Origin of the sequence: Streptomyces sp. NBC_00385 (genome assembly GCF_035917155.1) — a bacterium.
Classification (GTDB): domain Bacteria; phylum Actinomycetota; class Actinomycetes; order Streptomycetales; family Streptomycetaceae; genus Streptomyces; species Streptomyces poriferorum.
On sequence record NZ_CP107951.1, the window covers coordinates 8616738 to 8641991 of the forward strand.

Below are 25254 nucleotides of genomic sequence, written 5' to 3' on the forward strand. Positions count from 1 at the left end.
GGCCCGGGTGTGCTGCCTCGGGGCGCGGGTAGTCGAAACGACGTCCGGGCAGGCCTTGCGAGCTGCTGACGAACCCGCGAACCCACGAAGGAGTCCGCATGTCCTCATCAATCGTTGAGACCGTAGATATGAAGGCCCCGGTGGCCATCAGCTGGGCGCTGTGGAGTGATGTGACGCAGTGGCCCACCTTCCTGAGCCATGTCCAGCGTGTCGATCCGCTGGACGACCGCCGGTTCGCCTGGCAGCTCGCCCTGCCGGGGGTCGACAAGAGCTTCGTCGCCGAACTCACCGAGGTCGTGGCGGAGGACCGGATCGCCTGGAAGACGACGGAGGGCGTCCACCACGCCGGTGTGGTCACCTTCCACCGCCTGGACGACGAGTCGAGCCGGCTGACACTGCAGATCGAATACGACCCCCAGGGGTTCGCGGAGCACCTGGGGGCCCTCACCAATCTGGACTCGGTCCTGGCCAACTACGACCTCGGTGAGTTCCAGAAGCTGGCCGAGCGGACCGCCGCGGGCGACGTGCCCCTGGGCGGGCCCCGCCCGCGGTGATCCACCCAGGGTGCCCGGGGGCAGGTGCCGAAGCCCGGCTGCGGGCGCCGGCACCTGCCGCGGCGGCTACCGCACCGCCGTCGGCCGGCGGGAGAGGTTCGTCGCGCCCCGCACGTCCGTGAGCGGCCGCAGCCGGTACGTGTACGCGTAGTCCCGGTCGGCGAGCAGCTTGTACGCGTCGTGCGTGTGCGCGCCCCAGCTGTTGTCGCCGCCGACGCCCATCTGACGGTGGCTGACCCGCAGGATCACCTCGTCCCGCGGCGTGAGCTGGTAGTCGTGCCGGACTCCGACGGACAGGTCCTCCGGTGTGAAGTGGGAGGCGTTCACCTCCAGAAGCCCGTCGCCGCTGACGAGCAGGCCGCGACCGTGCCGGTCGGTGAGCGCCGCCCAGCGTACGTCGGTCCTGTTCCCGTTCTCCTGCGGCCGCAGGTACGGGCTCCACTGCCCGGTGACGGTCCCTGACCAACGCCCCACGTCCGTACCGTCCTTGCGGTCCCAGTGGCTTTCGTCGGGGCCGCGGCCGTAGTAGTGGAACCGCTCCAGTGCCGCGGGAAGGCGCAGGATCGTCCCGATCTCGGGAATGTAGGGGAGGGACGGGCTGCCCGGAGCGAGCGTGTTGTCGACCTTGATCTCGCCGTTGCCGAAGACGGTGAAGGTCGTGGTGAAGACGGAGGCGGTGCTCGTCGGCAGCGTCCCCCGCACCGAGATCTCGACCGCACGCCCGTCCAGCCCGCGCACCGTCACATCGGTCACCTTGCGCCGTGCCCCGGCGTCCCGCCAGGTCTGATTGCGGGTGTGCTGGCCGTTGCCGCGGTCGTTGTCGGTCGGGGCACGCCAGAAATTGGGGGCGGGGCCGGAAACGAGGAGCTTCCTGCCGGCGGCCTCGTACGACGTGATGACACCGGTCGACCTGTCGATGACGACCTCGAAGCCGCCGCCCGTGACGGTGATATCGGAATCACCGTTCCGGAACGACAGTTCGGGCACCTCGGCCAGCGGAACCGGCACGATCTCGGGGCCGCTTTTGCCGAGGGGCAGCTGCACCCGGGCCACCTCGAAGCCCTCGTCCGCCCACGGTGTGCGTTCCCTGGTCGTGAAGGACAGCTGGAGGAAGTACTCGGTCCCGGGCGCAGGGTTGCGGGGCAGTTCCACCGGCAGCGCGATGGCCTTCTCCGTCATCGGCGCCACGTCGAGCTGGTCGCGGCGGATGCTGCCGCGACGCACCGTCTCGCCGTCGGCGGAGAGTTCCCAGGTGCCGTTGTACGTACGGAGGTTGGTGAACAGATTCTCGTTCGTGAGGGTGATCTCGCCGGGCGCGGCGTCGTCCGCGCGGGTCGCGTGGATCGTCTGGTGGATGCGTTTGACCTCGGCCGCCTTGCCCGTGTGGCGGCGGTCGGGCAGGACGATGCCGTCGCCGGCGAACGCACCGTCGTTGGGGTTGTCGCCCCAGTCGCCGCCGTAGGCGTAGAAGGTCCTCGCTCCCGGCTTCTTCTGCTCGTACCGGGCGGTTTGCGCGTCGAACCAGAAGCGCACTCCGTCGTCGCCGGGGCCGCGCCCGTCGTCGGCGAGCTCGGCTGCCTCCAGGGCACGCGCGTACACCCGGGCGCGGCGGATCGTGCCGCTGAACTCCCTTGTCGGGTTCTCCACTTCACCGGCGAGGGAGAGCGACGCGGTGTTGCTGCTGGGCTTCCGGTCCGTGCTCTTCGTGGCCTTGGCCTCGCCGTCCACGTACAGGGTCAGCGTTCCCGCGTCCGCGTCGAAAACGCCCGCGACGTGATGTTCCTCGCCCGTCCAGCCGTCGTCCGGGGTCGTCCAGGAGGCTGCGATCCACTGCCCGTCAGCGTAGATGTAGAACTCCAGGCCCTGGTCTGCCTGCTTCAGCGCGTACTGGGTGTCGCCCTTGGCCAGGATCGGCTGGTGGAAGCCGCGGACGTGCGGGGTCAGCCATGCCTCGAGGGTGAGTGATCCAGTCAGATCGAGCCGGTCGTCGCGTGCGAAGACGGTCGCACCGCTCACTCCCTGCTCGTGGCCGAACGAGCCAGAGGGGTTGATGACCTCGCCCTTCAGACCCATGGGCCCGGTCTCGGTGAGCAGCTTGCGCGCAGGCGTCGGCCAGGTGAGCGCCTGGTCGACGAAGTCCCAGATCCAGCCGCCCTGCAGGACGTCGTAGCGGCGGATGACGTCCCAGTACTCCTTGAAGTTGCCGGTCGAGTTCCCCATCGAGTGGGCGTACTCGATCATGACGTAGGGCCGGGTGTCGGAGGTGTCCTTCGCCCGGGCCTCCACCCGGCTCGGTGACTCGTACATCCTGGAACGGATGTCGCTGGTCGCGGGGCCGTCGTCGCCCTCGTACTGGATGACGCGGGTCGGATCGTAGGAGCGGATCCAGTCGTGCATGGCACGGAACGCGGACCCCGAGCCGGCCTCGTTGCCCAGCGACCAGATCACGACGCAGGCGTGGTTCTTGTCGCGGTGGACCATGTTCTGCGCACGGTCTACGCACGCCGCGGTCCAGTCGGCCCGGTCGGTCGGGTACTGGTCGCGGATGCCGTGCGTCTCCAGGTTGGTCTCGCCGACGAGATAGAGGCCGTACTCGTCGGCGAGTTCGAGCCAGAGCGGGTTGTTGGGGTAGTGCGAGGTGCGGACCGAGTTGATGTTCAGCCGCTTGATGAGCGTGACGTCGTCGACCAGGTCGGCACGGCTGAGAGCCGAACCGCGTTCGGGGTGCATCTCGTGGCGGTTGGTGCCGCGGAAGGTGACCGGCTGCCCGTTGATGCGCATCAGGCCGTCCCCGATCGCGAACTCACGCAGCCCGACCCGGTGCGAGAGCGTCTCCACGACCTTGCCGGAGGGATCGCGGAGCTGGAGGACGGCGGTGTACAGATACGGGTCCTCCGCGGACCACAGGCGTGGTGAGGGAACGGCCCTGGCGCCCGTGACGGTCACCTCGCCGCCGGCCGGCGAGGCGGGCAGGGCCAGCGGACGCGGCCACACCGCGTGCCCGCCGGCGTCGTACAGCTGTGTCTCGACCGTGTACGCCCCTGCGCCCGCGTCGCCCGTGGAGTCCCGTACGTGGGCGGTGACGGACAGCTCGGCGGTGGTGAACCCGTCCCCGAGCGGGGTGTCGAGCTTGAAGTCCCGCACCTGGACGCCGGGCGTCGAGTACAGATACACCGACCGGAAGATGCCGCTCAGCCGGATCATGTCCTGGTCCTGGAGCCAGTCACCGTCGGAGTAGCGGTAGACCTCGACGGCGATCTGGTTGGTGCCGTCCTTCAGGTACGGGGTGATGTCGTACTCGGCCGGGGTGTACGAGTCCTCGTGGTAGCCGGTCAGATGACCGTTGATCCAGACGTAGTGGGCGGCCTTGACCCCCTCGAAGTGCAGAAACGTGCGCCGGTCCGCCCAGCCCCTGGGCACGGTGAAGGAGCGCCGGTACTGGCCGACGGGGTTGTACCGGGTCGGCGCGGCCGGCGGCTGGGCGTCCTCACCGAGCCCGTTGGGCCCCCACCAGGGGTAGGTGATGTTGACGTAGACCGGGTAGTCGTGGCCGTGCAGCTGCCAGGCCGAGGGGACCGGGGTGTCCTCCCAGCCGCTGTCGTCTAGATCGGTGCGGTAGAAGTCCGCCTTCTTGTCGGCGGGCCGGTCCGTATACGCGAACTTCCATGTCCCGTCGAGGCTCTGACGCCACGGGGACGTGGTGCGGTCGGCGGTGAGAGCCTGCTCGAGGTTCGCGTACGGCATGAGGGTGGTGTGCGGAGGCTCGGTGCCGAGCCGGAAGACGTCGATGTGGCCGTTCCACTCGTCGCCGCCGGCCGGGATGTCGCCGGTGGCGGCGAACGCGCGGGCAACGGGCGGTGCGCCGGAAAGAACGAGGCCGCCGAGCACGGCGGCGCCCGCCTCGATGAGGCGGCGACGGCTCACGTATCCGCGCTGGGGGTCGGAGTGGGGGGACGAGTTCGGGTGGGCCATGGCAGGGCCTTCCTAGTGCGCCAGGATGTGCAACTGGTGTGATGGGTGACACCTGTTGAGACGCGCCCACCCTAGAAAGGGAACACAACCACCACAATGACAACGTCAGATTTTGTTGTTTTCTGACGGCTGCACGCCCTGGGCCGGACCGGACCGCCTGGCCCGCCTCGCCTGCTCCGGCCACGGTGACAGCAACGGCTCGATCACCGCCCGCAACTCGGCGTCCATGATCGACGGTCGGCTACCACGCCATACGAATGGCCGAATAGGAACATGCGCGCTGCCGGCCGGACCCCGCGAATGCCGCGGCCACGCCGATCCTGATGACGCGCGGTACGCCGGCGGGCGGGCCGGCAGGACCGGAATGTGCCGGAGCGCCCGCTGGTAAACTGGGGGCACGCTTCGAATCCGCCGGGGCCCGTACCAAGGGGTACGGGCCCCGGCGCGTGCCGGGCGCCAGGCCGAGGAAGGTTCCCCCATGAACGCGAAGCAGTCTGCCCCGAAGGGCGACCCCACAACGCCGCGGACGGCTGCCGCCGGCCTGCCCCCGGTCGAGTCGTTCGACGCACTGGGGCTGCCGCCGGAGCTGACGGCGACGATGACCGGCCTCGGCGTGACGGAGCCCTTCCCGATCCAGGCGGCCACCCTGCCCAACGCGCTGGCCGGCCGTGATGTCCTCGGCCGCGCGCGGACCGGCTCCGGCAAGACGCTTGCCTTCGGACTGGCGCTGCTGGCGCGGACGGCCGGTGTGCGAGCGGAGCCCAAGCGGCCGCTCGCACTCGTCCTGGTGCCGACCCGGGAACTCGCGCAGCAGGTGAGCGACGCGCTGGCACCGTACGCACAGGCTCTGAACCTGCGGCTGGCGACAGTGGTGGGCGGGCTGGCGATCAACCGGCAGGCGGCACAGCTGCGGGCCGGCGCCGAAGTGGTCGTCGCGACTCCGGGGCGGCTCGCCGACCTCGTATCGCGTCGGTTCTGCGAGCTGCAGCAGGTGCGGATCACCGTGCTCGACGAGGCGGACCAGATGTGCGACCTGGGGTTCCTGCCGCAGGTCTCGGAAATCCTGGACCAGGTCCGCCCCGACGGACAGCGGCTGCTGTTCTCGGCCACGCTGGACCGTAATGTCGACCAGCTGGTGCAGAACTATCTGCACGAGCCGGCCGTGGCCTCGCTCGACCGGGTCGCGGGCTCGGTCACCACGATGGAACACCATGTGCTGAACATCCACCCCGCCGACAAGTACGCGACCGCGACCGAGATCGCCGCGCGGGACGGCCGGGTCCTGATGTTCCTGGACACCAAGGCCGGCGTGGACCAGTTCACCCGGCACCTGAGGGCCAGCGGTGTACGGGCCGGCGCCCTGCACAGCGGGAAGTCACAGCCGCAGCGCACCCACACCCTCGCGCAGTTCAAGGACGGCGAGATCACCGTACTGGTGGCCACCAACGTCGCGGCGCGAGGCATTCACATCGAGGCTCTCGACCTCGTCGTCAACGTCGACCCGCCGGCCGACGCGAAGGACTACCTGCACCGCGGCGGGCGTACGGCTCGCGCCGGCGAATCCGGGAACGTGGTCACCCTGGTCACCCCGAACCAGCGGCGGGACGTCAACCGGATCATGACCGAGGCCCGGATCCGCCCGACCGTCACCCAGGTGCGCTCCGGCGAGGAGAAGCTCACCGCCATCACCGGCGCGAAGCGGCCGCCGATCGAGGGGAAGGGCGGCGGCAACGTCGCCTTCCGGGGCATGGGCACGCGCCCGGGCCGCCCGAAGGAGTCCCGCAAGACGGCTGACGCCCGCAGGACGGCGGAAGCACGCGCGGCCGCCCGGGTACGCAAGGGCCGTTGACCCGGACGGACTTGCCGGCATGATCCCCGACCGCGAGTACGCCTGCACGACGGTCTGTCGCGGTCTCAGGTCGTGACCCGCAGGGTGCCACGTCGCGCACCGCGGCTCAGGCGTCGCTGTCCAGGGCGAGCTGGCGGCGGAGGCTGAGGGTCAGGTGCTCCGTCATGGCCTCGGCCGCGCGGTCGGGCTTCCCACGCAGTACGGCGCGCACGACCCGCTCGTGCTCGGCCAGCGTCGGATCCTCGGCGGCCTTCACGCTGCTGAGCCGGAAGACATGCAGGTGCGAGTGGAGCCGTTCGACCGCATCGGCGAGCAGCGGCCGGTGCGACGCGGCTGCGAGCGCGTCGTGGAAGCGCTGGTCCAGGACGGCGAAGTCGCGGTAGTCCGCGTAGCGGCCCGTCGGTCCCGGAAGTGTCCGCATCTCCTCGACGATCCGCTCGATCGTGTCCAACTGCTCCTCGGTGGCGTGCGCCGCCGCCAGGGCCGCCGCCCGGGGTTCCAGGAGCAGCCGCATCTCGAAGAGCTCCTCGAGTCCCTGCCGGGTCAGCAGCTCGGTCGCGCGGTAGCCGGACAGGGACCGCTTGACCACCAGGCCGTCCGCCTCGAGGCGGGCCAGGGCCTCACGGACAGGTGTCGGCGACACCCCCAGAGTCCGTGACAGGGCGTCGATGCCCACGCGGGCACCCGGCGCGATCTCATGGTCCATGACCATGGCCTTGATGCTCTCGTAGACGCTGTCCGAGAGCACCTGCCTGGCAGGCTGCGTGGCCGGTGACCTTCCGTCCGGGTCCTTGGGCACGTCGGCAGAACGGTTCTGCGGGGGCATCCGTTCTCCTGTTGCTCGGGACCTCTGGGGACAGCCGTAGTTTAAGGGCTGTCCCGCAATTCCTGGCGGGCGCGCGACGACAGCTACGGCACCTCTCCCCCGTAGCCTCAACGGCACGGGGGGACCCCCTCCGTTGTCGAAACGCCCGAATACATCCAGTATGCGGGCGCCTCTCCGCCTTGCGATGCACCGCATCTGACGCCGCGCGCTGATCCACCAGGAATTGCGGGACAGCCCTTAGCCGGCCGGGAGCGGGTGCCGTGGTGAACTCCGAGGTGGGGCGCCCGCGACCGGAGGCCGGCCCCGGCCGGGCGACTCACCGGGCGGCCGGCACCCCCTTCGCGGAGGGATCGCCGAGCCCGGCCGGTCACTCCATCAGGAACACCTGCTCCATCGACGCCCACCACTCCCCGGCCCCCGCCTCCGCCACCGGCTCCTGGCACGGATCGGTGAGCCGCCACCACGCCTGCGTGGGCCCGTCCGCGGCCATCAGCGCGAGATCGGCCGCCAGATCGTCGCCGTCGTACTCGAAGTAGGCGAAGAGCCGGTCACCGAGCAGATGGATCGAGTAGTTCGCGATATGACAGGCCCGCAGACGGTCCAGCACCGGCTGCGGTACGTCGAGGTGCAGGGCGCGGTACTCGTCGAGCCTCTCGGGGAGGACCCTGATCACCTGGGCCACGCGCCTCATCCCGCATCGGCCTTCGTGGCCACGGCGGACGCCGCGCGGTCATGGATGATGCGGATGATCCGCTCGCTCGTGCGCGCGTAGTCGTGATCGTTGGCGACCTCTCCCCGGATCCGGTGATCAGCCATCACGACGACCCGGTCGGCGAGCGTGACCATCTCCGGGAGGTCACTGCTGATCAGCAGGATGGGCAGACCGTCGCGGGCCAGTTCCCACAGGAGCTCGTGGAAGGCCTGCTTGGTGCGGACGTCGACGCCCACGGTCGGCTCGTCGACGATGAGCAGGCGGGTGTCGGCGGCGAGCCACTTCGCCAGGCTCACCTTCTGCTGGTTGCCCCCGGAGAGTTCGCCGGCGGTCTGGTCGAGGCCAAAGACGCGGATGCCCAGACGGTCGACGAGGTCCTGCGCGATGCGGCGCTCCTCGCGTGCCGGGACGAACCCCAGAACCCGGGCCAGCCTCCGCCATACCGTCACCGTGATGTTCCGGTGGATCGGCTGATCGAGGAAGACACCTTCCTCCTTGCGGTTCTCGGTCAGGTACCCGATGCCGTACCGGTGGAGCGCCTGCCGGGGCGAACTGATCCGGGCGGTCCTGCCGTGCACCCGGATCTCACCGCCGGTGCAACGGTCGAGGCCCAGGACCGCTTTCACGAGTTCGCTGCGGCCGGCACCCACCAGGCCGTACAGACCGACGATCTCGCCCGGTCGCACCTCCAGACAGATGTCCTCGTGCCCGTCGGCCGTCGAGAGCCGGTCGAGCGAGAGAACCGGAGCCGCGCCGGAGTCGACGTCCCGGGGCGACATCTCCGCGGCCGCGTGGGCGCGGCCCACCATCAGACGGACCACGTCGTCGTGCGTGTGGTCCGAGAGCGGCGAGGACTCCAGCACAGACCGGCCGTCACGCAGCACCGTGACCGTGTCACAGACGGCGAAGACCTCTTCGAGCCTGTGGCTGACGAACACGACGCAGGTGCCCCTGGCCGTCAGACGCCGGACCACATCGAACAGCCGCTCCGCCTCCTGCGGCGACAGAGAAGCGGTCGGCTCGTCGAGGAGGAGCACCTTGCTGTCGGTGTAGAGCGCCTTGGCGATCTCCACCAGCTGCTGCTGTGCCACCGACAGCTCACGGACAGGGCGGTGCGGATCGATGTCCAGGCCGAGTTCGGCCAGACACCTGAGCGCCGGCTCCGTCATCGCGTCACGGTCCACGAGCCCGCGCCGTGAAGGAGGGCTCTGCAAGGTGATGTTCTCCGCGACCGAGAATCCGGGGATGAGATTGCGTTCCTGGTGGACGACGCCGATGCCGGTACGCGTGGCCTCCAGCGGGGAGCGAAGCCGGACCTGCTCACCCAGCCACAGGAGTTGACCGCCGTCGGGGGAGTACACCCCCGTCAGGACCTTGATCAGGGTGGACTTGCCCGCTCCGTTCTCGCCCAGCAGGGCATGCACCGAGCCCGCGGTGAGCCGCAGTCCGACGCCGTCCAGCGCCCGTACTCCGGGAAAGACCTTGACGATGTCCTGGCAGTCGAGAAGAACGTCGTTCATCGCGCACCTCGCGTCTTCGTCACGGCAGCGTTCGTACGGCCGTTATCCACCGGATCCGCCGGCACCCGCCCCTGCGCCTTGCCCTTCTTCTCCAGGCGCGTCCGGTGCACGCGCCCACCGACCACGGTGCTCAGCACGACGAGACCGATGAGGAAGTTGACCCAGCTCGGATCGAGCGAGAACTGCGCCCGTGCGGCATCGATCAGCCGCATCACGAAGGCCGCCAGCACCGTGCCCAGTACGGCGACGGTGCCGCCGTTGAGCGCGACACCACCGATGATGGGCGCGGCGAAGCTCGGCAGGAGCCAGTCGCCGCCGACGCTGCGGTTGACGCCCGGCAGGGAGGCCGTCGCGGTCAGCGCGGCTATGCCGACCAGCAGCCCGGACACCGTGTGGGCGAGCACGATCTGCCGGTCGGTGGAGATGCCCGACAGTCTGGCCGCGAGCGGGTTGCCGCCGGCGGCCAGCAGACGGCGGCCCGCGATGGTCCGGTACATGAAGGCCGCGAGCAGCGCGGCCGAGGCGAGCGCGACAAGGAAGACCAGCGGGATGTTCGACGGGGCCGCTCTGCCGAGGTTCTTGAGGGTCTGGGAGTAGCCGTCGACGGTGCGCGTTCCGGCGAGCCGGTACTGCGCCCCCAGCAGGATCGTCATCGTGCCGAGCGTGACGATGAAGCCGTTGATCCGCGTCGCCACGATGAACAGCCCCGTCACCAGGCCGACGAGGGTGGCCGCCAGAACGCCCGCCGGTACGGCGACGGGCGCCGGGACACCGCTGTCCGCCATCAGCACGCCCATCAGGCAGGCGGTGAAACCTCCCAGGGCGCCGACCGCCAGATTGAGCTGGCCGACGCACAACGCGACCATCTGGGCGAGACCGATGAGAATCGGCGTCGCCAGGTACTGCAGAAAGGTGCGCACGGACGGGCCGTCGAGGAACGAGCCCGACGAGGCCACCCCGAGGGCCGCGTACCCGATCACCGCGACACCCAGCAGCGTCGTCGTGGTCGAGCGGGAGAAGCGTCGCAGGGCGGCGCCGGTCCGGGCTCCCCGGACGTTGATCGTGGTCATGTCGAGCGCACCACCTTGCGATAGGACACCACGGAGCGGACGCGGTCGGCCGACAGGGCCAGCAGGAGCACGCAGCCGAGGTAGATGTTCAGGCTCTCGAGTCCGACGCCCAGCAGGTCGAGGCCCTTGCGGATGACGCCGACGAGGGAGGTCCCGAGCAGCGCTCCGATCACGGAGACCACACCACCGGTGAGCAGCGTGCCGCCGAGCACCGCGCCCAGGAACGACGGCAGCATGAAGTCGTCGCCGATGGACGCGCGGAAGGTTCCGGTTCCGACGGCTGCCATGAAACCGGCGAGGGCGGCCAGCAGCCCCGACAGGGCGTGAGCGAGGACGATCCGGCGGCCCGTGGGAATGCCGGAGAGCTCCGCCGCCGCCGGGTTGGCACCCGTGAGCAGCAGTTCCCGGCCGAGGCGGGTGCATCCGTAGAGGAAACCGAGACCGGCCAGGGCGAGCACGGTGAACTGGATCATCTGCGGCACGGCGGGGGAGCCGCAGACCGGACCGGCGCAGATGTCGGCCAGCGAGTAGGAACGGAGTTCGGTCAGCCCCGACGGCCTGGTGGTGAAGGCCGCGTTCTCCGTGAGCGACGAGTACAGCAGGGAGACCAGGCCCATCAGCGCGAAGTCCATGGCGAGCGTCACCACGAAGGAACTCACCCCGGTACGCGCGATGATCCAGCCCGCCAGTGCGCCGATGGCAGCGCCGGCCAGCAGACAGAGCAGCAGCCCGAGCGGCAGGGGCAGGCCGAGCCGGTCGTACCCGAACCCCGCGAACAGCGCCCCGAACGCGGCCATGCGGCCCACGGCCAGATTCATGTGCCCGACGGACAGGGCCACCATCTGCGCGAGAGCCACCACCGTCAGGGTCGCGATGTCCCGCAGCAGGGGGAACAGCACCAGCCGCTCGTCGAGGAAGGCAGGACGCAGAATCCCGAACAGGGTGCTGAGGGCGAGGACGAGCACGAGCAGGCCCAGCCGTTGGTTCACCCAGAACGGCAGCTTGTGCGGTGCGCGAGGTCCGGCCGGTGGTGCCGCGGTCTCCGTTTCGAGACCGGGAGGAGCGACGGGTGGTGTCACGACACCCTCCGGTCGTCGAGGGCGTCCCGGTCCCAGTCGATGCCGATGCCCGGCTCGTCGGGCGCGACCGCCATGCCGTCGCGGACGGTCATCTCGGTACGGGTCACGGCACGCAGCTGCGGGATGTACTCGACGAACTGCCCGTTGGGCACGGCGGCGACCAGACTGACGTGCAGCTCCATCAGGAAGTGCGGGCAGACCATGACGTTGTGGCTCTCCGCCAGGTGCGCGACCTTCAGCCACGGCGTGATGCCGCCGATGCGGGCGGCGTCGACCTGCACGATCGAAGCGGCGCGCGTCTCCAGGTAGGTGCGGAACTGTGTGATCGCGTACATGGACTCACCGACGGCTATCGGAATCCTTGTCGCCTGGGCCAGTTGCGCGTGGCCGCCGATGTCGTCGGCCGGCATGGGTTCCTCCAGCCAGTACGGGGCGAAGGGCTCGATGGCGGCAGCCAGCCGGAGCGCGGAGGAGACGGTCTGCGACTGGTTGGCGTCCGTCATGATGTGCAACGACGGACCCACGGCCTCGCGTACGGCCCGCATCCGCTCGGCGTCCTCGTCGACGCGGGGTTTGCCCACCTTGATCTTGACGCCCGCCCAGCCGGCCTGCTGTGCCCGGAGCGCCGACTTGACCAGATCGTCGGGGCTCAGGTGGAGCCAGCCGCCCTCCGTGTCGTACACGGGTACTTCGCGGCGATGGCCGCCGGCCAGGCGCCACAGGGGCTCCCCGGCCCGCTTGCAGCGCAGGTCCCACAGGGCGGTGTCCACCGCGGCGAGCGCCAGGGAGGTGATGGCTCCGGTGGTGGTCGAGCGCGTCGAGGCGAACAGCTGTTGCCAGAGCCCCTCGACGTTGCGGGCGTCCTGACCGACGAGGAGGGGGAGCAGATGGTCCCGCAGCAGGGCCAGGACGGAGGATCCGCCGGTCCCGATCGTGTAGGAGTAGCCGGTTCCCCGGAGACCGTCGGTGGAGGCGATCTCGACGAGGATCGTCTCCTGTTTGACGAAAGCCTGTACCGCGTCGGTGCGGTCCGTCTCCACGGCGATGTCGGCGAGCAGGGCCGTGGCGGTGGTGATGATGCTCATCGTGCGACGTCCGATTTCTGTAGTGCGGTGGCAGCGGCGTCAGTTGCAGCTGAGGACGTCGTCCGCGAACTGCTTCCTGAGCTGCTCGGTCTTGGCCTTGCGGTCGTTGTCGTAGGTGTCGACGTTGGCCTCGGTGACGACGAAGGAGCCGGAGTCCACGCTCTGCCCGGGCCTGCGGACGGTGCACTGCTTCGTCTGGAGCAGTGCCAGCGCCCACGCGCCGATGTCCGCCTGAGCCACCGGGTTCTGTACGACGGTCGCGGTGACCGAGCCCTTCCGGATCGAGCTGAGGATCTTGGCGTCGTCGTCGATGGCGACGACCTCGGCCTTCGAGCCGGTGCTGCTGACGGCGTCGGCGGCGGCCACCGCCGGGTTGTAGGCGGTGGCGACGATGCCCTGGATCCTGCTGCCCTTGGCGGCGAGCAGGTCCGATACGGCCTTCTGCGCGGTCTGGAGGTCCTTGTCGATGTCGGTGATGGTCTGGAGGAGTTTCACCTTGCCGCCGGACTCGGACACCGCCTTGGAGACGCCCTTCATCCGGAGCTGTGTGTTGGCGTCGACGTTGTTGCCGGTGAGGTGGACCAGGGTGCCCTGGCCGCCCATCGCGTCGATGGCGGCGCGGGTCGCCTTGTACGCGGCGAGCTCGACATCCGTCGACAGGCAGAAGGCGGCCTCGTTCGTGCCGCCGGCCGGGCAGGAGCCCAGCGAGGCCACCGTCAGCCCCTGCGACTTCAGGTCGGCGAACGTGGTGTTGATGTCGGTCGGTGACACCCCGAACACGCCGAAGGCGTTGTAGCCACGCGCCGCCAGGGTGGACAGCAGGTTGTTCTGCTTCTGCTGGTCCCATTCCGCCGTCTCGTCGAAGGCCACGTCGCCGAGGCCGTACGCCTTCTCCGCCGCGGCTCCGGCCGTCTTCCACGGCTGGAAGTACGGGTGGGCTCCACCGGGAACGAGCGCCACCTCGGTGCCGGACCCGTCAGCGAGTTCGGCACCGCCGCCGCTCCTGCCCGACGCCTGGGGCCGGTCGTTCTCGGACTCACCGGAGGTCTTCACGGTGCAGGCAGTGGACGCCAGCAGAACCGCAACGGCGAGAAGCCCGGGCACCACAGATCCGGTCGGGAGACGCATCTCCGCCACCTCCTCAAAAATCCAATAGGAAATTGATGAGGTGATGGTTGACCAGTCGAACCGCCCCGTCAAGGCCCTTGACGTTTCTGGGGTGTGAGGTTCGCGGCCATCCCACGTGTGGCTCAGAATCCTGAAAATCGTATAGGAAACATTGGTTGAAGTCATTGACAGGGTGTGCCGCTGCCGCTGCACTTCTGCCCAGGCGTCGCCTCGCAGCCGCCGTACCCCCCCCACGATTCGAGCACCGCTGCCCCAGAAGGAGCCGCAGCCCATGTCTGGTCGAACTTCCGCACAGCACCCCGCCCCGGACGACCCCGGGATGTCACGGCGCGGCGTACTGCGCGCCGCCGCGTCGCTGACCGCCCTGGTCGCCCTGTCGTCCCTGCCGGAATTCACCGGCGGCGCCGCTGCGGTGGCGCGTCCTGACGCGCTGTCGCTCGTGCCGGAGGGCGAGGCGGTGACGCTCAGGTACTCCCTGCCCGGCGCCGGGAACCGGATGACCGAGGAGGGTCTGCCCATCGGCAACGGCCGGCTGGGCGCTCTCGTCACCGGCGACCCCTCGCGCGACACGATGGTCCTGGCGGACGCGACACTGTGGACCGGTCACGCCAATGCCGTGCTGCAGTCGGACGGGCAGTTCCCTTACGGCACGGGCGACTTCGGTACGTTCGGAACACTGGCCGGGACGGTGCTGGAGATCCCGGCCCACGCCCTCGCGTCAGTCAGCGACTACCGCCGCACGCTGGACATGAGCAATGGCCTGGTGACCGCCTCGTACCGGACCGGTGGTGTCACCTACCGGCGCGAGGTCTTCTCCAGCCACCCCGACGATGTCGTGGTGATCCGGCTGACGCAGAGCGGCGGCGGAACGTACACGGGGTCCCTGGCCCTGTCCGGGACCCGGGGCGAAACCGTGACCGCGAACGCCGGCGCCGCCGAGGTGTCGTTCTCCGCGGCACTGCCGAACGCCCTGAAGTACGCCACCGTGGTCAAGGCCGCGGGGACCGGCGGCACCGTGTCGGCGTCGGGTACGAAGGTGACGTTCGGCGGCTGCTCCGAAGTGGTCCTGGTCGTCTCGGGCGGCACCAACTACAAGGCCGACCCGGCCGCGGCGTACAAGGACGCGTCGCTCGTGCCGCTGGATGTCGCCCGCACCAGGGCGACGCGGGCCGCTGCGGCCACCGGGACGGCGCTCCTCGCCACACACGTGGCCGACTTCCAGCGTCTGCAGCAGCGGATGGCCGTGGACCTCGGCACCTCGTCGGCCGCGCAGCGGGCGATGGACACGCCGGCCCGGCTCACGGCGCGTGCTGCCGCCGGATCCGCGCCCGACCCGGAACTGGAGGCGTCATACCTGCAGTTCGGCCGCTACCTGACGATCTGCGGCTCCCGCGGCGGCCTGCCCACGAACCTCCAGGGCCTATGGATCGACACCAACACCCCGTCCTGGATGAGTGACTACCACAGCGACATCAACGTCCAGATGAACTACTGGCTGCCCGACCGTGCGGGACTGCCCGAGTGCTTCGACGCGTTCACCGAGTACTGCCTCGCCCAGCTGCCGGGATGGCAGGCGGCCACCAGGAACCTCTTCCAGGACTCCCGCAACCGCTTCCGCAACACCTCCGGCAAGGTCGCGGGCTGGACCCTGGGCATCTCCACCAACATCTGGGGCGGCAACGGCTGGTGGTGGCATCCGGCGGGCAACGCATGGATGTGCAACTCCCTCTACGAGCACTACGAGTTCACCCAGGACACCGCACACCTCGGCAGGATCTACCCGCTGCTCAAGGGAGCCTGCGAGTTCTGGGAGGCGCGGCTGATCACGATGACCGTGCCTGACCCCGCGTCCGGCGGGACGAAGCAGGTCCTCGTCGACGACCACGACTGGTCGCCGGAGCACGGGCCGCAGGACGCGCGAGGGATCACGTACGCCCAGGAGCTGGTCCGGCAGCTCTTCCTGAACTACCGCACCGCGGCTGCCGCACTGGGCAGGGACGCCGCGTACGCCTCCACCGTCGCGGGACTCCAGGACAGGCTGTACCTGCCGGAGGTGAGCGCCACCAGCGGCCGGCTCGAGGAGTGGATGAGCGACGACGACCTCGGCGAGACGACGCACCGTCACCTGTCGCCGCTCATCGGCCTCTTTCCCGGTGACCGCATCGCGATCGAGGACTCACCGGCCGAGCTCGTCACGGGGGCGACGAAGCTGCTGGAGGCACGCGGCATGGCGAGCTTCGGCTGGGCCAGCGCCTGGCGCGCCATCTGCTGGGCGAAGCTGAAGCGCGCCGACAAGGCGTACGAACTCGTCCTCGACGTGCTGAGGCCATCGGTGAACTTCGGCAACGGCAGCGCGATCAACCTGTTCGACATGTACAGCTTCGGCAGCAGCTCCGTGTTCCAGATCGACGCCAACTTCGGCACCCCCGTGGCGATGGTCCAGATGCTGGTGCAGTCCCGCCCCGGGCGGGTGGAGCTGCTGCCGGCCCTCCCACGGGCCTGGGCCGCTGCCGGGTCCCTCACCGGAGTCGGGGTACGCGGGGGCTTCACGCTCGACATCCGGTGGAAGGACGGACAGGTCACCGACGCGACCCTGCGAGGTGCGGCGGGCAGGTCCACCGACGTCGTGTTCGGGGAGTGGAGCAGCCACGTCACGATCCCCGCAGCCGGGTCCGTCACGGTCGCACCTCCCGCTCAGCACTCCGTCTTCCAGTTGGTCAACCGCCGGTCGGGCAAGGCGGTGGACGTTCCCGGCGCCTCCACCGCCAACGGCACCGGACTGATCCAGTACACCCCGAGCTCAGCCGTGAACCAGCAGTTCCGTTTCATCCCCGTGGGTTCGGGGAGGTACGAGATCTACACCACGCACGGCGGCACGCCCCTGATCTGGGCCGTCTGGGGCGGCGTCCCGGACGCCGGCGCGAAGATCACCCAGTGGACACCCGAGCACAGCACCAGTCAGCAGTGGACGATCGCCGACGCGGGCGACGGCCACGTCACCCTCACCTGCGTGCGCAGCGGCAAGGTCCTCGGCATCACCGGCGACTCGGCCGCCGACGGCGCGACGGTCGAGCAGCAGGAGGCCGACGGCGGCACGGGCCAGCAGTGGCGGCGCGTCGGCCGGTGAACTGACGCCCACTCACTCTGTGGAACGGCTCCGCGACCCGGCTTCCGGAGCCGGGACGTGGGGCTGTCGTGTCATGCGGCCGGATCACGCAGGACGCGCACCGGCACCACCGGTGTGCCGGCACGACGCAGCCCGGGCCAGGGGCCCGGGCTATGGGGGCGATAGCCGAAAGGCGGGCTCCTCGCGACGGCTCCTGCCGGCACGCTCAAGGGGCAGCAGCATTTCGGCCACGTCACATGCAGCAGGGAGCCCTTCGTGACCTCAGGGACATTCAGCGTCAACGGCAGGACCTACGCGAAGTCTCGCCGACCGGTGGTGGTCATCTGTATCGACGGCAGCGAACCCGACTACCACATGGAGGCGATGGCGGCCGGACGCATGCCCTGGCTCAGCAAGGTGCTGGAAGGAGAGGGCACGTCGTGGCCCGCCCACTGCGCGATGCCGGCCCTCACCAATCCGAACAACGTGTCCATCGCGACCGGCTGCCCGCCGTCCGTGCACGGAATCAGCGGCAACTACATCTTCGACACCGAGCTCGGTGAGGAGGTGCTGATGAACGACAAGCGGTTCCTGCGGGTCCCCACCGTCTTCGGGGCGGCGAACGAGGCCGGCCTCGACGTGGTCGTCGTGACGGCCAAGGACAAGCTCCGCAGGCTGCTCGGCGCAGGACTCGTCGAGGACGGCCCCTCGCTCGACGGCTCCGGCGAGTTCGTCGCACCGTCCCGTCGCGGCATCTGCTTCTCCGCGGAGAAGGCCGACCGGGCCACCGTCGAGGACAACGGCATCGGTGACGTACTGGAGCTCGTCGGCAGGCCGCTGCCGAGCGTCTACTCCGCCGACCTCAGCGAGTTCGCCCTCGCCGCAGGCCTCAGGATCATGGAGACCCGCGGCGCCGACCTCATGTACCTGTCGCTGACGGACTACATCCAGCACAAGCACGCGCCCGGCACCGAGGCGGCCAACGGCCTGTACGAGAAGATCGACCACTACGCCGGCCGGCTGGCCGGACTCGGCGCGACCGTCGTCCTGACGGCCGATCACGGCATGAGCGCGAAGACGGACGACGCGGGCGCCGCCCGGATCATCTACGTCGAGGAGGAGGTCCGCAGGATCCTCGCAATCGCCGAGGACGCCGAGGTCACCGAGTCGGACGGCCTGCGGGTCATCCTCCCGATCACCGACCCGTACACCGTGCACCACGGCGCACTCGGCTCCTTCGCGAGCGTGTACCTGCCGCCGGGAGCCGTGCGGGCCTCCACCGTCGAAGCGCTCCGCGCCATCGAGGGAGTGCAGGAGGTTCACGGCCGTGAGGAGGCCGCCGAGCGCTACGCCCTGCCCCCCGACCGCATCGGAGACATCGTGGTCCTCGCGGAGGCGGGCACCGCGCTCGGCCGGTTCGCCGCCTGGCACGACCTCAGCGGGCTCGACGCACCGCTGCGCTCCCACGGGGCTCTGGGCGAGCTGCAGATCCCGTTCCTGATCAACCGGCGGCCGGCACGGCCGGACGTGCTGGACAAGCCCTTCGGCGACCCCGCCCGCATCCACAACTACGACGCCCTCTGGGTCGCCACCACACTGCTCGCCGAGCAGGAGAGCGCGACCGCGCCGACCCGCCGATGAGGGCAAGCGACTGTCCGAGGGCGGGGGAGAGGTGGCCCGTGCCCTGGCGATCCTCGAGTTCACCATCGGGGAGGCCCGCCGCATCAACGGGGTGACCACGCCCGCGGAGGAGCCGCGCACGATCGCGATGACCTTCCGACGTCCGGTCGGTGTCGTGGTCTGATCACTCCCTGGATACTGCCCGTGGCCATACCCATGTGGAAGGTCGCTCCTGCGCTGGTGGCCGGCTGCACGGCGGTGCTCAAGCCGTCTCCGCTGACGCCGTGGACCTCGGCCCTGCTGGTGCAGGCGTTCACCGACGCGGGCGTTCGCCGGGGCGTACTCAATCTGGTCCAGGGTGACCGCGCACCGGGGGAGGCGCTGGTGGCCGACGAGCGGGTGGCGGGGATCTCGTTCACCGGATCGCTCCCGGTGGGGCAGGCGATCAACAGGGCGGGCGCCGGCCGGCTGATGTGGACACAACCGGAACTGGGCGGAAAGAACGCCCTCATCGTGCTCGCCGACGCCGATCTCGACGCCGCCGTCGACGCGATCGTCCACGGCGCCTTCGGGCAGAGCGGACAGCGGTGCAGCGCCACCAGTCGGGTCGTGGTGGACCGGTCCGTGCGGGAAGCGTTGCTGGAGCTCCTGATCCCGCGAATCGCGGCGATGCGGGTCGGCCGCGGTGACCGGGACGGGGCAGACATCGGACCGGTGGTCAACGAAGAGAGGCTGCGGGCCTGTCTGGCGGCGGTGGAGGGTGCGACGGCCGCGGGCGCCACCGCGGTCTGCGGTGGCCGTGAAGCCAAGACGGACAGCCCGGGCTACTTCATCGAGCCGACCGTGCTGACCGGTGTGGCCCGGTACAGCAGGATCGCGCAGGAAGAGGTCTTCGGGCCCGTGCTGTCGGTCATCGACTGCGACGGCTACGAGGACGCCATGAGCATCTCGAACTCGGTGAAGTGCGGGATGTCCGGCACCATTTTCACGCAGAACCCGGGCCATATGTTCCAGGCGCTCCAGGACTTCCAGGCCGGCATGCTCCATGTGAACCGGCCGGGAGTGGGCGCGTACTCCCACCTGCCGCACATGGGTGCGAAGGCCTCACAGCTCGGCGCGCCCGAATGCTCGCCCGATGTGTGGGACTTCTACACCGATCTGCGGTCCGCCTGCATCAGGTACTGACAACATGTCAGGAAGGCCACTCGGCGACGGCCCTGACCAGGTCGACGAACGCCTGTTCCGGCGGTGTGAGGACGCGGTCGCTGCGGCGGACCAGGGACACGGTGCGCTTCGGCGGTGCGGGGGTGACCGTCAGGTCGGCGAGCATCCCGGCGGCGATCTCGTAGCGGGCCACGTGCTCGGAGAGCAGGGCCACCCCGAGCCCTTCGCACACCGCCTGCTTGAGCGTGCCGGGCCCCCACATGTCCCATTGCTCGGCGTCCCCGAGTCCCCAGGCGCGCAGCGTCTCCTCCTGGAGATGGCGGGTGGCCGACCCGGCCTCCCGCATGAGGAAGCGCTGGTTCCTGAGGTCCGGGGGCGTCAGCGCACGGCCGGCGAGCGGTGTCTGCGGCTCGGCCACCAGCACCATCGCCTCCTCGAACATGCCCTGGGAGACCAGCTGTTCATCGCGGGGCGTACCGGCGCACAGACCCAGGGCGACCTCCCCCCGCAGCAGCCACGACTCGACCGCGTCCTCGTTGCCCACGCGGATCTCACAACTCACCTTGGGAGCCCGCGTGGAGAAGTCCGCGACGAGACGCGGCAGGAGGTACGTGCCCAGGGTGGTCGTACCCGCGAGGACCAGCCGGCCGCCCCCGAGCCCGCGGAAGTCGGCGACCGTCCGTTCGAGGGAGTCCATGATCGCGAACACCTGGCGTGCGTGCTCGGCCACGACCTCCCCGGCGGGCGTGGGGCGCGCACCGGCGCTCGTGCGGTGGACCAGCTGGATCCCGCAGGAGTTCTCCAGGTTCCGGATGTGGTTGGACACCGACGGCTGGCTCATGAAGAGCGATTTCGCGGCTCCTGAGAAGCCCTGGTGCTCCAGCACCCTCAGCAGGACTTCCAACTGGTTCAGCGTCACCATGCTGCGGATCTCCCGACGAACGAGCCATGGCATGCGCCTGGCCCGGCGCACACCTTGCGGACCGACTGTCCCACTCCCACCGATCTTCATCCAACAGCAGAGGAAACCCATGCCCCACGACGGAGTCGCCCGCCGCACGGTGCTCGCCGCCGGCGCTGCCACCGTCGCGGCCGTCACCACGACGATCGCGCACGCACCCGAAGCCCAGGCCGTCCCGGCCCTGCCGAACGGAATCAGCAAGGACAAGGTGCTCATCGTCGGGATGGACGGTCTGCGGCACGACCGGATCGAGGCGGCGAACGCTCCGCACGAGTTCTGGTCGCGCACCCGACGCGACCAGTGGCGCGAGCTCAACGTCCGTGCCCGCGGCGTCTTCGCGGTCGCCGACTCGGACGAGTGGTCCGACAAGACCTTCTCCGGCCGCTTCGACTCGACCCTCGTGTCGCCCGTGATCGGCAGCCTCTCGGGCAGGAGCACGCTGACGATCGAGTTCATCACGCACTACCGCCAGGTGGAACAGCAGACGGCCCGGGTCCTCGTCTCCTTCAACGCCGGCACACCCAGCGAGGTCAGGAGCTACGCCACGGACGTCACGTCGCAGGAACAGTCCATCGAGGTCCCGATCCCCTCCGGCGCCACCTCGGCGCACGTCCGCTTCCACTACACCGGCGACAACGACTTCTTCTGGGTGATCGACAGGTTCCGGCTCCACGCCAGGTGACGCCGATGGCCTCGCAGAGCGGCGCGATGTGACGGTCGCACGGTGCGATCAGGACGTCGCCCGGCCCGGTGGCGAAGTGGCGCCATGTCGTCCACTCGCCACCGGCCCCGCGCGTACGGACCGGCGCGGGCGCGCAGTGCAGAGGTATGACATCTCAGCGAAGACGCCGCCGCCTGCCCACCGCGGCCGCCGCCCTGCCCCTCGTCCTGGGCGGCGCCCTGCTGTTCCCGCCGCCCGCCACCGCGAACAGCACACCCCGCGCGGCGCCCTCGCAGGAGGAGGCGCCGCAACCCGCGTACGACATCACCCTGATCACCGGCGACACCGTGCACATCAGGGACCGGCCGGGAGCCCACGACGACATCACCGTCGACCGGCCGGCGGGCGCACGGGGCGGCGTGGACGTGCAGACCTACGGCGACCACACCTACGTCATCCCCACCGAGGCGATGGGCCTGATCGCCGCCGACAAGCTGGACCGCGAACTGTTCGACGTCACCGGGCTGGTGGCGATGGGATACGACGACGCCCGCTCCGGCGGCATCCCCGTGATCGCCTCCCCGCCGCACTCCCGCGGCGCGCAGCGGCCCGCGGTCCCGAAGGGCGCCACCCAGGTGCGGAGCCTGCCGAGCATTGGTGCCGTCGCCCTGAAGACGGACGTGGACCACGCCCGTGCCTTCTGGCAGGACATCACCGCCGACGGGCCGGCTGCCCGGCAGGCCCGTTCCCTCGACTCCGCCTCCGGGATCGGCAAGCTGTGGCTCGACGGAAAGGCCGAGGCCACGCTCGCCGAGTCGGTGCCGCAGGTACGGGCTCCCGAGGCGTGGGCCGAGGGATTCGACGGCGCGGGAAGCAAGGTCGCCGTCCTCGACACCGGCGTGGACGACACCCACCCCGACCTCAAGGACGCCATCGCCGCGGAGAAGAGCTTCGTACCCGGTCAGAGCACCGACGACAAGGTCGGACACGGCACGCACGTGGCGTCGACGATCGCCGGATCCGGCGCGGCATCCGACGGCGCGAAGAAGGGGGTCGCACCCGGCGCGCGGCTCTACATCGGCAAGGTGCTGTCCGACGAGGGCAGCGGCACCGACTCCGGCATCATCGCCGGCATGGAGTGGGCGCGGGCCCAGGGCGTGGACGTGGTGTCGATGAGCCTGGGCACCAACACCGCCTCCGACGGCTCGGACCCGGTCTCCCAGGCCGTCGACACGCTCTCGGCGGACGACGGACCCCTGTTCGTCGTCGCCGCAGGCAACAACATGTACGAGGGAACGGTCGGCTCGCCCGGCGCCGCCGCGTCCGCGCTGACCGTGGGCGCCGTCGACAAGCGCGACAACCGGGCCGCCTTCTCCAGCCAGGGACCGGTTCCCCGCACGTACGCCGTCAAGCCGGACATCTCCGCGCCGGGCGTCGGGATCAGCGCCGCGGCCGCTCATCCCGCCCCCGGCGCTTCCGCGTACCAGTCGATGAGCGGCACGTCGATGGCCACCCCGCACGTGGCGGGCGCGGCGGCGATCCTGCGTCAGGCGCATCCGGACTGGGACGCGGCGCGCGTCAAGGCCGCGCTGATGACCAACTCCGAGCAGCTGAAAGCCGTCACCCCCTACCAGCAGGGCTCCGGACGCCTGGACGTCGCCGCCGCGATCGACGGCACCATCGAGGCACCCGGTTCCGTGGCCACAGCCGTGTTCCGGTGGCCGAACAAGGACGCCGCACCCGTCGACCGTGTCGTCACCTACCGCAACTCCGGCAGCGCCGAGGTGACCCTGGACCTGAGTACGGGGACGGCATCACCGGCGTACACCCTGTCCGCGTCATCGCTCACCCTCCCCGCGGGCGGAAAGGGCGAGGTCACGCTGCGCCTCGACGGAACATCGGCATCCGCGGCCAAGGCGTACTCCGGGCAGATCACGGCGACCGACCACGCCGACGGCACGACGGTCGCGCACACCTCGTACGCCCTGTTCAAGGAGCCGGAACTCTACGACTACACCATCGGACTCACCGGACGCGACGGCAGACCCACCACCGGCACCGTAGCCCTGACCTACCCCGGCAACGCCGTTCCCGGCCTGGTCACCGTCTACGGCTCGACGACGCTGCGGCTGCCCCCGCGCACCTACACCGCGTGGGGCTTCCTCGATGTCGACGGCGAAAGGGACGGCGAACTCGGCCTCGCCATGGTGATCGCACCCGACGCGGTCGTGGGCCCGGGCGGGGCGACGGCCGAGCTGGACGCCTCGGCGGCAAGGCAGGTGCGCGCCGTCACCCCGCGGGAGACCGAGCGCGCGCAGGCGGTGGTCCAGTACCGGCGTACGTTCGCCGGCGGGGGAGGTGCCTCCTCGGCGTTCGTCATGGACCCGGCCTCTGACGCCCTGTACGTCCAGCCCACCGACGAGACCGATCAGGGGGCCCAGGACCTGCTGGTGCACTGGCAGCTGCGGCAGAAGGCGCTCGACGCCCGGACCGGAACCGGGCACGACATCGCGCTTACCGCGCAGACTGCCTCCGCCCACCAGGACGGACATCGCCGGCTGAGGACGGTGTACGCGGGCCGGGGCACCCCCGCCGACTACTCCGGCCTCGATGTGAAGGGCAGAGCCGTCGTCGTGGAGCGTGGCGGTGCGAGTCCCGATGACCGGGCACAGGCCGCGGCCGACGCCGGTGCCGCCGCGCTGATCACCGTCAACGACGAACGGGGCCGTCTGTACGAGACGTTCGGTGACGCACACGGTCTCATTCTGGCCGGCGTGGGCCAGGCCGACAGCTCCCGGATCGTCGCCGAGGCGAAGTCGGGCAACGGCACCCTGGACCTCACCCAACACCGCTACCCGGACTACCAGTACGACCTGATCCAGTACCGGAAGGGCGCCGTCCCGGACCACGACCTGGTCCTCCGCCCCCGCACCACCGAACTGGCCCGCGTCGACACCCGCTTCTACGCCCCGATGGCGGGCCCGGGCCCGGTGGAGGGACTGGGCCACCGCGTCCTTGCCCCGTACTGGGGCCCGGGCGTGGGAAGCAGCACGAGGGAGGGCTATCCCGCCGCCCGCACCGACTACCTCTCGCCCGTGCCGGCCGCTACGGGAAAGTGGTACGAGGACCATCGCCTCACCCTGAAGCCCCACGCGTCCGAACCGGTGGAGGCCTCGGACTCGGTGTACGAGATCGCGCCGGCGCACACCTATGCGGCCGGGCGCCGCTACACCGGCGACTGGTTCGAGCCGGTCGTCGGCCCGCGCCTCGGCGAGGGCCTGTGGCGCCCCAAGCGCACCAGCGACGGCATCTCCTGGAACATCCCCGCCTGGTCCGGCAGCGGAGACGGTCACATCGCGGTCTCCCCGAACGGCCACGACGGCCCGGTCAGCACGGAACTGCGGCGCGGCGACACGCTGGTGAGCCGCAGCGACGGCTACGCGGGCTGGTCCAGCGGCCTCACGGGCGAACAGCAGCAGTACAGCCTCACCCTCGACGCCTCCCGCGCGGACACGGGCCACTGGGCCAGGTCGACCGCCACACACACCACGTGGACCTTCCGTTCATCGGCGCCACCGCAGGGAACGCCCAGCAAGGAGATTCCGCTGCTGGACCTGTCGTACGACATCGACACCGATCTGCGCGGTGACGTACCGGCGGGCCGGAAGGTGAAGATCGGCCTGAGCGCGGCGAGTTACACGAGTGGCGCGGTCGCGACCGGCGCCGCCCTTCAGGTGTCGTACGACGACGGAGGCACCTGGCACCGGGTCTCCCTGCAACGGACCGGCGACGGCCGGTGGACGGCGAGTCTGTCCACGCCGCGCACCGGCGACGCCCCGGTCTCCCTGCGGGCGAGCGCCGAGGGCCCGGACGGACTGACGGTCACACAGGAGGTGATCGGGGCGTTCGGCCTGAAGAGACACTGATGAGACCTGCGGCAGCCGGTG

Annotated in this window: 15 protein-coding genes and 1 pseudogene; 7 read left to right on the forward strand and 9 right to left on the reverse strand. The window is 70.2% G+C overall.

The features are described 5' to 3' along the window. Positions 1–98 precede the first annotated feature (98 nt). Positions 99–554: an SRPBCC family protein gene (locus OG959_RS38115; RefSeq protein WP_326665988.1), complete on the forward strand. Its 456-nt coding sequence runs from the start codon at positions 99–101 to the stop codon at positions 552–554. A gap of 66 nt (positions 555–620) precedes the next feature. Here the strand turns inward: OG959_RS38115 and OG959_RS38120 are convergent, their stop codons facing one another. Then, positions 621–4526, reverse strand: a complete 3906-nt coding sequence (locus OG959_RS38120; RefSeq protein ID WP_326665990.1) for a glycoside hydrolase family 2 TIM barrel-domain containing protein — start codon at positions 4524–4526, stop codon at positions 621–623. A 478-nt stretch (positions 4527–5004) separates the two neighbouring features. Between OG959_RS38120 and OG959_RS38125 the strand changes: the two genes are divergently transcribed. Next, a complete protein-coding gene (locus OG959_RS38125; protein ID WP_326665992.1) occupies positions 5005–6375 on the forward strand; it encodes a DEAD/DEAH box helicase in 1371 nt (456 codons plus the stop codon). A gap of 106 nt (positions 6376–6481) precedes the next feature. Here OG959_RS38125 and OG959_RS38130 read toward each other — a convergent pair whose 3' ends face one another. The 7 genes from OG959_RS38130 to OG959_RS38160 all read right to left on the reverse strand — a co-directional run bounded on the left by OG959_RS38130 (position 6482) and on the right by OG959_RS38160 (position 13795). After that, a complete protein-coding gene (locus OG959_RS38130) occupies positions 6482–7201 on the reverse strand; it encodes a GntR family transcriptional regulator (protein WP_326665994.1) in 720 nt (239 codons plus the stop codon). Positions 7202–7568: 367 nt separating this feature from the next. Then, entirely contained in the window at positions 7569–7892 is a 324-nt protein-coding gene (locus OG959_RS38135; RefSeq protein WP_326665996.1) for an L-rhamnose mutarotase, read from the reverse strand. Beyond that, a complete protein-coding gene (locus OG959_RS38140; RefSeq protein WP_326665998.1) occupies positions 7889–9433 on the reverse strand; it encodes a sugar ABC transporter ATP-binding protein in 1545 nt (514 codons plus the stop codon). Before OG959_RS38140 ends, OG959_RS38135 begins: the two co-directional genes overlap by 4 nt. Beyond that, entirely contained in the window at positions 9430–10503 is a 1074-nt protein-coding gene (locus OG959_RS38145; protein WP_326666000.1) for an ABC transporter permease, read from the reverse strand. The genes OG959_RS38140 and OG959_RS38145 overlap by 4 nt, the downstream gene beginning before the upstream one ends. Beyond that, positions 10500–11582, reverse strand: a complete 1083-nt coding sequence (locus OG959_RS38150; RefSeq protein WP_442805716.1) for an ABC transporter permease — start codon at positions 11580–11582, stop codon at positions 10500–10502. The genes OG959_RS38145 and OG959_RS38150 overlap by 4 nt, the downstream gene beginning before the upstream one ends. Continuing rightward, a complete protein-coding gene (locus OG959_RS38155) occupies positions 11579–12667 on the reverse strand; it encodes a mandelate racemase/muconate lactonizing enzyme family protein (protein ID WP_326666002.1) in 1089 nt (362 codons plus the stop codon). Before OG959_RS38155 ends, OG959_RS38150 begins: the two co-directional genes overlap by 4 nt. A gap of 39 nt (positions 12668–12706) precedes the next feature. Then, positions 12707–13795: a substrate-binding domain-containing protein gene (locus OG959_RS38160; protein ID WP_326666005.1), complete on the reverse strand. Its 1089-nt coding sequence runs from the start codon at positions 13793–13795 to the stop codon at positions 12707–12709. A gap of 271 nt (positions 13796–14066) precedes the next feature. On the opposite strand from OG959_RS38160, the gene OG959_RS38165 reads away from it, so the two are divergent. The 3 genes and pseudogenes from OG959_RS38165 to OG959_RS38175 all read left to right on the forward strand — a co-directional run bounded on the left by OG959_RS38165 (position 14067) and on the right by OG959_RS38175 (position 19706). After that, positions 14067–16922: a glycosyl hydrolase family 95 catalytic domain-containing protein gene (locus tag OG959_RS38165; RefSeq protein ID WP_326666006.1), complete on the forward strand. Its 2856-nt coding sequence runs from the start codon at positions 14067–14069 to the stop codon at positions 16920–16922. A 255-nt stretch (positions 16923–17177) separates the two neighbouring features. After that, positions 17178–18542: a phosphonoacetate hydrolase gene (gene phnA, locus OG959_RS38170; RefSeq protein WP_326666007.1), complete on the forward strand. Its 1365-nt coding sequence runs from the start codon at positions 17178–17180 to the stop codon at positions 18540–18542. 31 nt (positions 18543–18573) lie between these two features. Beyond that, a pseudogene (locus OG959_RS38175) lies at positions 18574–19706 on the forward strand (aldehyde dehydrogenase family protein). A 7-nt stretch (positions 19707–19713) separates the two neighbouring features. On the opposite strand, the gene OG959_RS38180 reads toward OG959_RS38175, so the two are convergent. Next, the gene (locus OG959_RS38180) at positions 19714–20607 is read right to left on the reverse strand and encodes a LysR family transcriptional regulator (protein ID WP_326666009.1); all 894 of its coding nucleotides are present in this window, start codon (positions 20605–20607) and stop codon (positions 19714–19716) included. A gap of 109 nt (positions 20608–20716) precedes the next feature. Between OG959_RS38180 and OG959_RS38185 the strand changes: the two genes are divergently transcribed. Then, positions 20717–21328: a hypothetical protein gene (locus tag OG959_RS38185; protein ID WP_326666010.1), complete on the forward strand. Its 612-nt coding sequence runs from the start codon at positions 20717–20719 to the stop codon at positions 21326–21328. Between the two features lie 146 nt (positions 21329–21474). Continuing rightward, entirely contained in the window at positions 21475–25233 is a 3759-nt protein-coding gene (locus tag OG959_RS38190; RefSeq protein WP_326666011.1) for a S8 family peptidase, read from the forward strand. Positions 25234–25254 lie beyond the last annotated feature (21 nt).